Raw genomic sequence first — 12,889 nt, forward strand, 5'->3', positions numbered from 1 at the left:
TGACGTAACCTGCTAGGCCTGCATCGCGGCGTCCAGGCCCACCCTCGCCGTATTCACAGCTTCGACCTCGAGCATCTCGTCAAGAGTGCAGGACGGGGCTGCATTCAGCGCGGCCTTGGCAAACCGCAACGCTGTCGCAGAATTCGAGGCAAATTGCGCGGCGATCGTGGAAACATGCGCCTTCAACCCGTCATTGCTGATCACCTCATCGACAAGACCGAATGCCAGCGCTGCTTGCGCATCGAAGCGCTCACTTCGGAGATAGAGTCGCCTGGCCTTGGCAGCCCCCAATATCCTGGTCCAGAACCACGTGCCCCCCATGTCACCGGGTAAACCGACCTTCACGAACGCCGATGTCAGCACGGCACCTTCCCCCGCAATTCGCAAGTCGCAAGCGGCCGCGAGGCTCAACCCCGCCCCGGCCGCCGCCCCATTGACCATCGCGATCGTCGGCTTCTCCATTTCGTGGAGCATTTTTGATATCTGTGAGGACGCCAGAAGATAATCAATCCGGGCCTCCAGCCATTCGCCAGCCGTCGCCTTCTGTTCTGCGACAGTAGCCTTGAGGTCCTTGCCGGCGCAGAATCCTTTTCCCGCCCCCGTCAGCACGACGCATTTCACACGCTGATCTGAAGCAGCTTCCGCCACGCGCGCTTTCAGCTGTTCATAAAGTTCTGGCGTGACCGCGTTCAGTCGGTCCGGCCGGTTGAGCGTCAGCCACTGCACACCATCTACCAAATCGCTCAGGACAGGTTCTGTGCCTGCGGCTGCTGATTGCCCTGCGGTCATGAGGTCGGGATCTTGTTGAATGGCACAGTCTTGTCGACGCGAATATCGCCCGGAAGTCCCAGAACGCGTTCGGCGACGATATTCCGAAGCACCTCGTCGGTGCCACCCGCCAGCCGTCCGCCAGGACTCATCATCATCGACATCTGGTAAACAGCGTTTGCGACGGATTCCTCAGCGTCACGCACGCCGCCCCATTCCCCCTGGACATCCATCATCTCCAACGCTACGGCCTGCGCGGTGTTGGCCGAGACGAGTTTGCTAATCGACGATTCCGGACCGGGCGTTTCCCCTCGCGACAGGGCGGTGAGCGTCCGGAACCCGGTCAACTCCACACCTTTGGACGCAATATACCATTCGGCTATTTTCTCCCGGAACGCGCGATCCTCGGACGCTGGACGACCATCGAGCCCGGTTATTTCCGCAGCGGTTTTCATGGCGTCCCTATAGGTCGGCCCACTCCCGCCGCCAATTGACAACCGCTCATTCATCAAGGTGACGAGGGACATTCTCCAGCCATCATCAACCTCGCCGATGCGCTGGTTGTCATTGACTTCCACATCGTCAAACCACACTTCGTTGAACATCGACCGGCCCGACATCTGCTTGATCGGCTGAACCTTGATGCCGAGCGAGCGCATGTCGACCCAGAACATGGTGAGACCCCTGTGTTTGGGCTTTTCCGGACTGGTACGCACCAGCAGCAGACCATAATCTGCGAAATGCGCACCTGAGGTCCAGACTTTCTGACCGTTGACCATCCACGTGTTGCCGGTCTGGACGGCACGCATTCGGAGGCCGGCAAGGTCAGATCCCGCACTGGGTTCCGAGAAGAGCTGGCACCACGCTTCCTCGCCCAGAAGGGCTGGCCCAATGAACCGTTTCGTGGCGTCCGCCCCGAGCACTTTCATCAGTGTCGGGAGGCACATGCCAAACGTCACGTCGAAATAGCCACGCGGAACGTCATATTTCGCTTCTTCCTGATTGTAGATGACCTGCTGGATAGATGTACCACCCCCGCCACCAACCTCTTTTGGCCAAGTTATGCAGGCAAACCCGCCTTCGAACTTGGTCCGCTGCCAATCACGCGCGGCCTGTAGCTTTTCCGCATCGGTCGGTAAGCTTGCAAACCATCCCTTCGCCGGCCCGTTGGCTGCCAGCCAGTCGCGGGCAGTCTTGCGGAAGGCGGCTTCTTCGTCAGTATCGTCGAAATCCAAGAGAGATCCTCTGCTCATGTCTGATGCGTCAATGTCAAGATGAGCAAAATATCGCAAGCGCCACAAAACCCCAGCCCTCGACAGATGCGTAAATCGGACCTGTCCGGGATGTTTTGGCCTAACCTGTCAGGACGTTCTGCGGCTAGGTTGAGCCACTATTTTAGTCAAGCGGCACAGGGTGACCAACGCATGAATTTCGACTTCTCAGAGGACCAGCAATTCCTGAAAACAGAGGCACGCAAGTTCCTTGATGCCGAATGCCCGCCTGATCGTGTCCGGAAAAGCCTGGAAACGAATGCGGGTGCCTACGATCCCGATCTCTGGCAGCAAGTCATCGATATGGGGTGGGTGGCAGCCGGCCTGCCCGAAGCAGTCGGTGGCCTCGGTCTCGGCCGGGTGGATGTGTGTGCGATTGCCGAGGAACTTGGCCGGGCTTGCGCGCCGATCCCGTTCAATTCCACAGTGTTCGGATTTTCCGAGGCGGTTCAGTGCGGTGGGTCTACCGTACAATGTCAGGATTGGTTGCCTCAAGTTGCAGCGGGCAAATTGATTGGCTGTCTCGCCCTGTCGGAACAGCCCGGTGCGCTCAATTTGGACGCCATCGAAACCACTTATCAAAACGGCAAACTGTCCGGCACAAAGGCTCCTGTGACCGACGGCGCTATTGCTGGCGCTGCGATCGTGCTGGCACGCCACAAGGGAGAGATCGGTCTGTTCATTGTCTCGCTTGAAGACGTGGAGGCACAGCCTCTCGAAAGTATTGACCAGAGCCGGGGGGTGGCCCGTCTGGTATTCGATGAAACACCGGCTGAACCGCTTTGCACCGGTCGGACAGGCAAAGATCTGCTCTGCCGGGTCCTGCAAGGCGTCGCGGTCTTCACGGCGTTCGAACAGCTGGGTGGCGCCGAACGCTGTCTCGACATGGCGCGCGATTTTGCGTTGCAGCGTTTTGCATTTGGTCGACCGATTGCCGGGTTTCAGGCCATCAAGCACAAGCTTGCGGACATGTATGTGAAGAACACGCTGGCGCGGGCACATGCCTATTACGGGGCCTGGGCCCTTGCCGGCGACAAAGCGGAACTGCCGCTCGCCGCCGCCGCGGCCCGCGTTTCGGCGTGTGACGCGTATTGGTTTGCATCGAAGGAAAACATTCAGACCCATGGCGGGATGGGGTTCACCTGGGAAGCCGACTGCCACCTGTATTTTCGCCGTGCCCGTCATCTTGCCCTCGTGGGAGGCGCGGCCCGGGAGTGGAAGGAATTGCTCGCAACTGCCATTGAGGCTGATCTAGCGGCATAAGATCTGCCCTGCCCGATGGAGACCTGATAAAACGAAAACTCAGGCAGCAGAGACCGGGTCCTCCTCTTCCCTGACATTCCGGCACGATAGATAAAAGAACACAGCCGCAAACGCATTGATGATGGTCGCAATGGCCATGGCTGTACCGAGCGACCCTGCCAGATCACTGATCAGACCGATGACCAGCGGGCCGAGGCCGACTCCGACAAGATTGGCCATCAGCCAATAAGTGCTGGTTGCCGTACCCCGCATGGACAAGGGACTGGCCGTCATCACGATGGCAGTCACCTGCCCCGACCAGCAGCCGAGAATGACGCTCAGCAGGATCGCGAACAGGATGCTCAGCGCGACGCTGTCAACCCATACCATAATCCAGCATGTAGGCAGCGACAGCAGCAACATGAGCGAGGGAAACCGGAAGAATTCACGGATCCGGTCCCGCGCCATCACCCGGGTCATTACGCCAGCCAGCAGCGACCCGAGCGTTTTCCCGCCTGCGGCGGCAATCGCCATGACCACACCGGCTTCACCGAGGCTGAGATCGCGCGACCTGATCAGGAATGGCCCCATCCAGGTCAGCAAGGCGGCCTGAGCGAGCGATGCAGATGTCCCGGCAAGGATAATAAACAACAGGCCCTTGTTCGTGGAGAGAGCTTTCACGACTTCTTTGAGTCCAGGCGCTTTCGTGCCGTCAGGTGTTGAACGCCGATGAGGTTCTCGCACGGTAAACAGCAGGATGAGCCCAAGGAAAAAACCTGGAATGCCCGCAATCAGAAATACGGCGCGCCAACCAAAGAACTCGGCAACATAGCCGCCAACAAGAAAGATCAGACCTGTCCCCAATCCCATCGCCAGGTAATATACACCCATCGCTGTTGGCAATTCACGACGCTCGAATAGATCGCCGATGATTGACACACTGGCTGGCGGCCCTCCCGCTTCTGCAGCACCCACGCCCATCCGCATAAACAGCAGAGACCAGTAGCCTGCGGCCAGCGCGCCAAGGGCCGTAATCGCACTCCAGATCATTACAACACCGGAGACCATGCGAACCCGGTTGGTACGATCACTGAACCAGCCCATGGGCAGGGCCAGCAGGGACAGCGCCCCGGAATGGGCAAGGCCCGATAACAAGCCGAGCGCAGAATCGGACAGGCCGAACTCCGCCTTGATCGGTTCGATGACGACTGACATGACCGTGCGGTCGATATAGTGCACCGTGAAGATCGCTGTCAGCACGAAGAGCACATACCAGCGATAGGCGCCTCGCTCAGGCTCTGGTGTTTGGCTTAAGGCGTCTTCTGCCCTGGGCGGCGACGGGTCTGTCTTCAAATCGTCATCCATGCGCATTCCCTCTCTTCGGGATCAGCGAAGCCGGTGGCCGTCTCACCCCCATGCCGGGTTTGACCGGCTGTTTTCAATCGTCACTCGGGCAAACTTTGAACCAACCTAACCCTAACCTTCAGCTCCGGACTCAGCTAATGGGACTCTCCCATATGTGAAAGTCACGATCACATAATACGGAGCATGAAGCGGCCGCTATACTCCGTCCCATACAATAAATACTGATCGACCGAACTTTTGGTCCACCCGCTCTTCCTCAACACTTTGGAAAAGCTTCCAGACCCGGACGCGTTCGTCGGCTATTCGTTCAGACAAGGGAGAGCGCCATGCTAAAAGGCAAAAAAATTCTGCTTACAGGACTGACCGGCCAAGTTGGCGGGGCCTTCGCAGACCAACTGGCACAGGACAATGACGTATGGGGTCTTGCGCGCTACTCAAGCCCGGGGTCTCGCGAACGTGCAGAACAAGCCGGGGTGAAAACCATTATCGGGGATTTTGCCAAGGGTGAACTCGATGACGCACCAGATGAGATCGAGATCGTCGTCCATGTAGCCGCGAACACCAAGCCGGGAACAGCGGAAAACGGAATGCTCCAGAATGCGGAAGGCACTGGTCTTCTGATGCACAAATACCGCCATGTGGATGCCTTTATATTCGTCTCTGCGAGTGGATGTTATCTGGATAATCCGGACCCTCATCACAGGTACAAGGAAACGGATGATGTCGGCGGCACAACGCCTTTCGCCCCGAATTACGGCCCCACTAAACTCGCTGCAGAAGGCGTTGTCAGGACGCTCTCCCGGATTAACGGCACGCCGGCAACTATTGCCCGTCTCGACGTTTCCTATGGTGGGCCATACGATGATGGGGGCCTGCCGGGTCACCATCTGGAGTCCATAATCGAAGGGCGGCCAGTGCTTCTTCCGAAAGGTCGCCCCTGCCTTCATTCACCTATCCATGAGGATGACATGGTGCGCCACCTCGCAGTGTTCGCCCGCGCCGCATCCTCCCCCGCGACCCTGGTTAACTGGGGCGGGCCGGAAGGCGTACTGCTTGAGGAGTGGTGCCGGTATATCGGAGAGCTGGTCGGACGCGAGCCAATCTTTGAATACGGGGCAGGCAAGACATTGTGGGGCCGTATTACTGATACGGATTACGGGACATCGCTTGGCATGGAATGGCAGGTTCGATGGAAAGAGGGAATGCGCCGGATGGTCGAAGCGCGCCGCCCAGATGCCCTCGTTTCCTGAACCTCACCAGAACTGAAAGGCTGAAACATGCTGGATCCCCGCACCCTTAAGCAGCAAGCTATCGACCTGACGGGTCTGGATGATTTTGGAGATGAACCGCTTGATGATGGCCTGACCATTTTCTGCGACTCCTTGCGGCTCGAATCAAACTTGCCGCAATCTCGCCTGAGACAGGCAGAAACCAGCATCATTGCATCGCTCAGCGAAAGATTGCGTATTGAAGCCTGCCTCAAGCAGCACCCATCCATCCTTGAGGAACGCATTACTTCCCCCATCTTCGTCATAGGCTTGCCGCGCAGCGGAACAACCGCCTTGTCGCAATTCCTGTCCGAGGACCCTCAGATGCGCTCGATCAGGCGTTGGGAGTCAACACAAGTCACCCCGCCACCGGATGCGCACAACAAATTCGACCCCCGTATTGAGGAGACAAGCCGCGCATTTGCCGCGCGGGATGCGGCGCTACCGGCTCTCAAGACGATGCTGCCCGTCGAACCGGAAGATCCCTCGGAACATGGCATCCAGCTTGGCCTGACCTTCCGCAACCTGCAGCTCCCAAGTCTCTGGCCTATTCCGGGCTATACTAACTGGCTGCAGGATGTCGATATGCGCCCGGCCTATATGTATTTTGCAAAGGTGCTGAAATTATTGCAATGGAAGTCTCCGGCGCCGTACTGGAACCTCAAGAATCCGCCAGATATATTCTCCCTCACTGCGATTGCCTCGGTCTTTCCTGATACCCGGTTCGTATGGGCGCATCGTGATCCAGCCCTAAGCATACCTTCAGTGTGCAGTCTTGTTTCGACCATCCGCGAAGCGGGCGGCGAAACCGTAGACAAGCCTGCCCTGGGTCGCATGCAACTGGAATTCCAGTCCGCAGGCATTAAAGTCGCCATGGAATCGCGCAGGCGGCTGGGCGAACATATGTTCGTAGATGTTCATCAGAAGGACTTGAATGAAGATCCTGTCGCAACCTTGCATTCTCTGTACGATGCGCTGGGCCTGGAATTCACAAAGAATTTCTCGGACCGCCTACACGCAAGATTGAAAGCACGCCCAAAAGGCAAACACGGTGCCCATACTTATTCACATGATGAGTTCGGTCTGGACTCTCCGACGATCAGAGCTGGATTCCTGGACTATCTTGCCCGTTTCCACTGAGAGGAAGACGAGGCGCCGAAACAAGCAGATCACACGCTCAACTTCGCCCCTGCCCCTCGATCTGTGTCCAGCGGCCGTTCCTGTCCCGGTGCCAGCCTCCTGCCGCCATCGTGCCGCCATCCACGGGTAGCGTGACGCCCGTCATATAGCTCGCCATCGGGGAGGCCAGAAAGGCGGCAACGTCACCACATTCCGTATCGAGGCCTTCCCGGCCCAGCGGAATGAGCCGGTTCATGGCGTCTTGGGCTTCATCAGAACGATGGAGCCAGGTCAGAGGATCAACAGGCCCGGTCCGGTTGCCCCGCCCGCCTGGCGTGATCGTATGATCCGGCGCAATCGCATTGACCCGGATACCATCGGCGGAGAACTCCAGCGCCATCGATTCTGTAAAATTGATCATGGCGGCCTTGCACGCCGCGTAAACCGCATAGCCTGGCGCCGCACGCATGCCCTCAATACTGGTGATATTGATGATGCTGCCCCCCCGTCCACCGCGGATCATAACCGGGACTGCCGCGGATGTAGCCGCCAGCATGCTGACGAAATTGATGTCGATGTGCCGCCGCCAGCTTCTTTCGCTCTGATCGAGGAAGGCCTTGCCTGCCACGCCGCCCGCATTATTGACCAGGACGTCGATGCGCCCAAACGTCTCGTCTGTCCTTTCGATCGCCGCCCTGATCTGGTCGGTATCCATGACATCCGTCGGGAGGGCTATCGCCTGGCGTCCGAATTCGCGTGCACGTGCGACCGTCTCGTCTGCTCGTTCCGGGATGATTTCGGCGATCGCAATGTCTGCGCCCAGTTCGGCGAACCGGAGGGCAATAGCCCGTCCAATACCTCCGCCGCCACCGGTGATCACCGCGACCTTTCCTTCAAGACGGAGTCGGTCGAATGGATCCGGCTTCTCGCCTGTTTGCGTAGTCGACATCATGCTGTCGGCAAGCCTGAGATTGGCAGGAAGGAAGGTAGTAGGGCATTAATATCCTGACCTTCGGGAAGCACCCACCTGAATGGAGAAGACACTACCCGCCGCGCAAAGCGCCAGCCAATGTCGAGGCGCACGCATTCATCCTGGTAAACTCCGCACACCCATTCGACCGGCTGGCCAGACGGTTGTTTGAGCTCGGTAAACCACCACCTCGCCATGGCTCTATCGCCATTCACTTGCACAACCCCAGAATGCGTCATCTGAAACAGGAAGTCACGCTCTAGTTCAACGAGCCGCCTGAAGCGCTTCTCGAGCTTTTCCCGCCCCACAACGGGATCGCCTGCTGATGGCGCTTCAAGCTGTCCGTCCGGGGCATAGACGGCCGCCATACCCGCGCCGTCCCGCCGGTTCGCCGCGTCGGTATAGGCAGCAGCGAGACTGCGTATTGCCATTTCGTCTGACTGTGGATGCATGCGCGCACTTCTCCCGGTTGAGTTGCCCGTTTCCGAGCTATCCGGGCATTCTGCGCAGTGAGCATATTTCGATCCACCCCCCCATTTAGGCGAAAACGGACGCGGCGCAGGCCAATCCGCAATTCTCATGGCCAATCATAAGCGTTCTGTTGCTACGACCGCTGAAGTGAATTTGGAGATGCGCCTTCATGCCCGAAAACAGCTTTGATATGTCCGGCAAAACAGCCATCATTATCGGTGCGACTAAGGGCATGGGGGCCCAGATCGCCGAAGACATCGCGGCCGGCGGTGGTCAGGTCATCATTACCAGCCGGTCGCAGACAGCGTCTGACGCAAAGGCGGGGGCATTAAACGCCAAATATGCTACTGGCAAACCGATCGCGGTCGGCAAGGCTGGCGACCTGTCAACAAAATCCGACCTACAGGCCATCGTCGACACTGCAATCAGCACGTTTGGCCAGATCACGACCCTCGTCATCTCACCCACCATTCGTCCTTTTTTTGGTGCGTCGATAGATACACCGGATGAAGAGATCGATGAACAGTTTCTCTACATCTTTAAAAGTCGCTTCTGGATTTCCGCTATGTGCATTCCTCACATGCAGAAAGCGGGCGGAGGGTCAGTCGTCTATATAGGCTCCGGATCGGCATTTGAATCGACGACAGAACGCTCAGTCTATTCCTGCGCACGGGCTGCCGAAGTCCAGATGATGAAGAACTTCGCTGCTGAGTTCGGACGCGACAATATCCGCTTCAATATCATTTCGCCCGCCCTCATCAAATCCAGCGGCGCTGAAGCACTGTTCAAGGATCCATCCGTACTGGAACAGTTCGAAAACCGACTGCCCATGAAGCGCCATGGACGTGTTGTCGAGATCTCCAGGAGCGCCCTTTTTCTGGCGAGCGATCTCAGCTCGTTTACCACGGGATGCGTGATCCCCGTGGATGGCGGACGCAACCTGCATTGTTCCTCCAACGACCTCACCTCCAACTTCACCCCCGACAAGGATGACCGCCACCGCGCGCCAGCGGAGGCAAAGGCATGAGTGGCGCTACCGGACGTGTCGGGTTTATAGGTCTTGGCAATCAGGGGGCGCCAATTGCCTGGCGCATCACCCGGGTCCGTCCCCTTGCCGTCTGGGCACGTCGAGAGGCCAGCATGGTTGCCTATCGGGAAGGCGGCTGCACGGTTGCTGCAAGTCCGGCAGACCTTGCACGCCAGTGTCCAATCATCGGAATTTGTGTCGTAAATGACGATGACGTCCGCGACATTCTGCTACGAAGCGATGGCGTGTTTGCCGGAGCTGAGCCAGGTACGATCATCTGCATTCATTCCACAGTCCTCCCTGGCACCATGGTGGATCTGGAAAAGGAAGCCAATATCCGAAAGCTGCGTCTTCTGGACGCCCCGGTAAGCGGCGGCCCGGACGGGGCGGAAGCCGGGACCATGTCCATACTGGTGGGCGGCGATATCGACACACTCGAAGCAGTGCGGGAAGTCCTGGCATCCTTTGGCTCGAACATTTTTCATATGGGCGGCATTGGTACAGGACAGGCCGCCAAGCTCCTCAACAACAATCTTTGCTTCGCGAACACAGCGATGGCTGTCCACGCATTGCAGCTGGCTCGTGAATTCGGCATGGACCAGCGGGTCGCGGCCGAAGTCTTTGCGGCCTCGTCGGGGGCCAGCACAGGTTTGCGACTTATTATGAACAACCAGCAATTCAGAAAAGTGACCGGGGATTCAAGCAATCTGCTCAAGGACATTCACCACCTTGTGGAATATGCCGAGCAGAAAAAGGTCAGTGAAACGACGCTGCTCGACATCGTCGCGGAGACGCCAGACCTGTTGAAAACTTATGCGAAGAATCGCGAGGACTTCTGAAGACCTGATGTCGTTCCTGCAGCCCTCCCCCTGAGTTCTCACTCCATCTGGAAAAAATGACGGCGCCTCCAGTCCAATTTTCTTGATTGCCCGGAGGACGCCGTCAAGTGTCGAGTTACGCACACGCATAAATGCGCAACCACGGAAGTTCCTTCTGTGTCAGCTTGGCGCCGCCTGACCAATCATTGAAGCCCGCGTCGTTCTCAGGTCCCCCCCAAGGATATCAATCGTGTGTGCGCGCTTGAGATAGACATGGGCATCTGCTTCTGCGGTAAAGCCGATCGCGCCATGCACCTGGATATTGGTGGCGCCATTCTTCAGGGCAGCCTCCACTGCGACGAGCTTGGCAGCTGTTGCATGATAGTACGCATCCGGTCTGTTCTCCGCCACTACGACCGATGCGAAATCGACTTGGCACGCGGCTACTTCGGCAGCGATCGCCATATCCGCACATTTGTGTTTGACCGCCTGAAAGGCCCCGATCGGCTTTCCGAACTGTTCGCGCATCTTCGCATAGTCGACAGCCATGTCGAGTGACGCCTTGGAGAGGCCTGAGGCATACGCCGCCAAAAGCAGAAGTGCTCTTGGCTTGTGCGTGTTCGAGATAGCTCGGCTGGACATAGGCTGTGCATTGCGCAGCTGCGCGCGGCGCAAAAGCGTATGGCTGTCCATACCGCAGCCGTCTTCAATATCCTCGAATGCGGACGCGGGCAGAAGGTAGGGGCCTTCTGGTGCGAGCACAACGACGAGGTCGGCTCTATTTGCTTCGATCAGGTGAAAACTTCCACTCAGGCCATTGTCAGAGCTTACCACTCCACGCGGATTGGCAAGTCCAACCCGAATCTTTCCGGACATGATCTCGCTAGCCGTGTTGAGATGTGCGTCGGCCGCCATATGCGCCCCGAGCGTTATTCCGAAGATTTCTGGCGAGATAAGGTTTCGACCATACTGGCGATACACAAGGGCTTCCTCGACTGCGCCCAATCCAACCCCGCCATCATCCTCTGCCAGTCCCAGTCCAAGAAAACCAAGTTCACCGAGTTGAGGCCAAAGATTTGAGTCAGGATTGCCGATTTGCCCATACTTGTCCGGACGGAGTCTTTCGACAGGAGCCATATCCGACAGGAATGAGGTGACTGTATCTACGATTTGAACCTGTTCGTCTGTTGGCAATAAATGCATGTGAGACCCCTAACGTGGCAATCCGAGCACCCGCTCGCCAATGATATTTCGTTGTATTTCCGAAGTTCCCGCAGCAATCGTGTTGCTGTAGGAACGCAAATAGGGTCGTATCCAGGGATCATCGGTATCAGGAAGCTCAAGCGAGTCTGCACCGATGACGTCAAGGGCGATCCGGCGAATACGTTGTTGCAGCTGGCTGAAGAAGGCCCGCATCAATGATGCTTCGGATCCTGGTGGCTGGCCACCAGCCGCACGCGATGCAATCGAATAGGTCATCGCCCGAACCGCGGAGGACTCTGCTCTGAGCTGGGCGAGCCGCGCCCCGATTTCATCATGCTCCAGTGCGGCAGCACCAAACCGCTCACGTGCAAGGTCGACGAGTTTTTCAACCACGACATTGTACCGGATCTGTTCTGACATGCTCGCCGTTCCCCGCTCGAAGCCGAGCGTCGACATCGCCACTTTCCAGCCTTCGTTCAGCGGCCCGACCACATTGCTCAGCGGTATACGGACATCGTTGTAGAAGACTTGGTTGAAGTGATGATGTCCGGGCGCCGTCATGATCAGGATGGGGCGAAGCTCAATGCCTGGCGTATTCATGTCGCAGATGACCCAACTGATACCCTTATGTTTGGGGACATCGGTGTCCGTGCGCACCAGCAATTCCTGCCAGTCTGCCAGATGTGCCGAACTGGTCCAGATTTTCGACCCATTGACGACGAGATGATCACCTTCGACCACGGCGCGGCACCGTAAGCCGCCGAGATCGGATCCATTATTTGGCTCCGAGAACCCCTGGCACCAGGCCACTTCTCCTTTGAGTATGCGCGGCAGGTGATACTGTTTCTGTGCGTCGGTGCCCCAAGTCATGAGGGTCGGGGCTGCGTGATTGCAGCCGACGAACAGAAGCTCCGCATTGGGCGCGCCAGCCTTGGCATATTCTTCATACCAGATCAGTTGACGGGTCAGGCCCAGGCCGCGGCCGCCATACTCCTGCGGCCAGGACACACCGGCCCATCCCCCCTCGAACTGCAATTTCTGCCAGGCAAGATCAAATGCCCGCATGCCCTGATCTGACGGCGGGCGTGCTTCACGCGGGACATTGTCGTGCAGCCAGTCGCGCGCTTCTGCGCGAAATACCTCATCTTCGGGGCTGAAGTCCAGGTTCATGACACTTGTCTCCCTACACGCGCTAGAGAACCCACCCGAACAGGGGGGTCCTTGAATGTTGAAGATACACTCTGCCTATATTTTATCCCGGGCGCTCATGCGAACTCCGTCAGACATCTTTCCGACTTCCCTTAAAAGGCGCCGCAGAAACCCACTGACTTTCATAACCACCTGCTTCAGACTCGTGGGCACAGCAA

At 57.8% G+C, this 12,889-nt stretch carries 12 protein-coding genes; 5 read left to right on the forward strand and 7 right to left on the reverse strand.

Annotation, left to right across the window (positions count from 1 at the left end; translation table 11 throughout):
- Nucleotides 1-12: 12 nt before the first annotated feature.
- Together V7660_RS06290 and V7660_RS06295 are read right to left on the reverse strand one after the other, a co-directional pair.
- The gene (locus V7660_RS06290) at nucleotides 13-789 is read right to left on the reverse strand and encodes an enoyl-CoA hydratase-related protein (RefSeq protein WP_335602273.1); all 777 of its coding nucleotides are present in this window, start codon (nucleotides 787-789) and stop codon (nucleotides 13-15) included.
- Nucleotides 786-2,003, reverse strand: coding sequence for an acyl-CoA dehydrogenase family protein (locus V7660_RS06295; RefSeq protein ID WP_348211844.1), 1,218 nt, complete (start codon nucleotides 2,001-2,003; stop codon nucleotides 786-788). Before V7660_RS06295 ends, V7660_RS06290 begins: the two co-directional genes overlap by 4 nt.
- A gap of 189 nt (nucleotides 2,004-2,192) precedes the next feature.
- On the opposite strand from V7660_RS06295, the gene V7660_RS06300 reads away from it, so the two are divergent.
- Nucleotides 2,193-3,302 (forward strand): acyl-CoA dehydrogenase family protein, encoded by a 1,110-nt coding sequence (locus V7660_RS06300; protein ID WP_335602275.1) that lies wholly within the window; start codon nucleotides 2,193-2,195, stop codon nucleotides 3,300-3,302.
- A gap of 39 nt (nucleotides 3,303-3,341) precedes the next feature.
- On the opposite strand, the gene V7660_RS06305 is transcribed toward V7660_RS06300, so the two are convergent.
- A complete protein-coding gene (locus V7660_RS06305; protein WP_335602276.1) occupies nucleotides 3,342-4,646 on the reverse strand; it encodes a spinster family MFS transporter in 1,305 nt (434 codons plus the stop codon).
- 326 nt (nucleotides 4,647-4,972) lie between these two features.
- Here V7660_RS06305 and V7660_RS06310 point away from each other — a divergent pair, with 326 nt between their 5' ends.
- The gene (locus tag V7660_RS06310) at nucleotides 4,973-5,896 is read left to right on the forward strand and encodes an NAD-dependent epimerase/dehydratase family protein (RefSeq protein ID WP_335602277.1); all 924 of its coding nucleotides are present in this window, start codon (nucleotides 4,973-4,975) and stop codon (nucleotides 5,894-5,896) included.
- A 27-nt stretch (nucleotides 5,897-5,923) separates the two neighbouring features.
- Entirely contained in the window at nucleotides 5,924-7,054 is a 1,131-nt protein-coding gene (locus V7660_RS06315; protein WP_335602278.1) for a sulfotransferase family protein, read from the forward strand.
- A 37-nt stretch (nucleotides 7,055-7,091) separates the two neighbouring features.
- Here the strand turns inward: V7660_RS06315 and V7660_RS06320 are convergent, their stop codons facing one another.
- Nucleotides 7,092-7,985 carry an SDR family NAD(P)-dependent oxidoreductase gene (locus V7660_RS06320; protein WP_335602279.1) on the reverse strand — a complete coding sequence of 298 codons (894 nt, stop codon included), beginning with the start codon at nucleotides 7,983-7,985 and terminating at the stop codon, nucleotides 7,092-7,094.
- Nucleotides 7,982-8,455, reverse strand: a complete 474-nt coding sequence (locus tag V7660_RS06325; protein WP_335602280.1) for a nuclear transport factor 2 family protein — start codon at nucleotides 8,453-8,455, stop codon at nucleotides 7,982-7,984. Before V7660_RS06325 ends, V7660_RS06320 begins: the two co-directional genes overlap by 4 nt.
- A gap of 188 nt (nucleotides 8,456-8,643) precedes the next feature.
- Between V7660_RS06325 and V7660_RS06330 the strand changes: the two genes are divergently transcribed.
- Together V7660_RS06330 and V7660_RS06335 are read left to right on the forward strand one after the other, a co-directional pair.
- The gene (locus V7660_RS06330) at nucleotides 8,644-9,501 is read left to right on the forward strand and encodes an SDR family NAD(P)-dependent oxidoreductase (protein ID WP_335602281.1); all 858 of its coding nucleotides are present in this window, start codon (nucleotides 8,644-8,646) and stop codon (nucleotides 9,499-9,501) included.
- Nucleotides 9,498-10,340, forward strand: coding sequence for an NAD(P)-dependent oxidoreductase (locus tag V7660_RS06335; RefSeq protein ID WP_335602282.1), 843 nt, complete (start codon nucleotides 9,498-9,500; stop codon nucleotides 10,338-10,340). The genes V7660_RS06330 and V7660_RS06335 overlap by 4 nt, the downstream gene beginning before the upstream one ends.
- A gap of 159 nt (nucleotides 10,341-10,499) precedes the next feature.
- On the opposite strand, the gene V7660_RS06340 is transcribed toward V7660_RS06335, so the two are convergent.
- Together V7660_RS06340 and V7660_RS06345 are read right to left on the reverse strand one after the other, a co-directional pair.
- Nucleotides 10,500-11,522: an acyl-CoA dehydrogenase gene (locus tag V7660_RS06340; RefSeq protein ID WP_335602283.1), complete on the reverse strand. Its 1,023-nt coding sequence runs from the start codon at nucleotides 11,520-11,522 to the stop codon at nucleotides 10,500-10,502.
- 9 nt (nucleotides 11,523-11,531) lie between these two features.
- On the reverse strand, nucleotides 11,532-12,692 hold the full coding sequence (locus V7660_RS06345; protein ID WP_335602284.1) for an acyl-CoA dehydrogenase family protein: 1,161 nt from the start codon (nucleotides 12,690-12,692) through the stop codon (nucleotides 11,532-11,534).
- Nucleotides 12,693-12,889 lie beyond the last annotated feature (197 nt).

It is taken from the genome of Hyphomonas sp. (genome assembly GCF_036964145.1).
Lineage (GTDB): Bacteria > Pseudomonadota > Alphaproteobacteria > Caulobacterales > Hyphomonadaceae > Hyphomonas.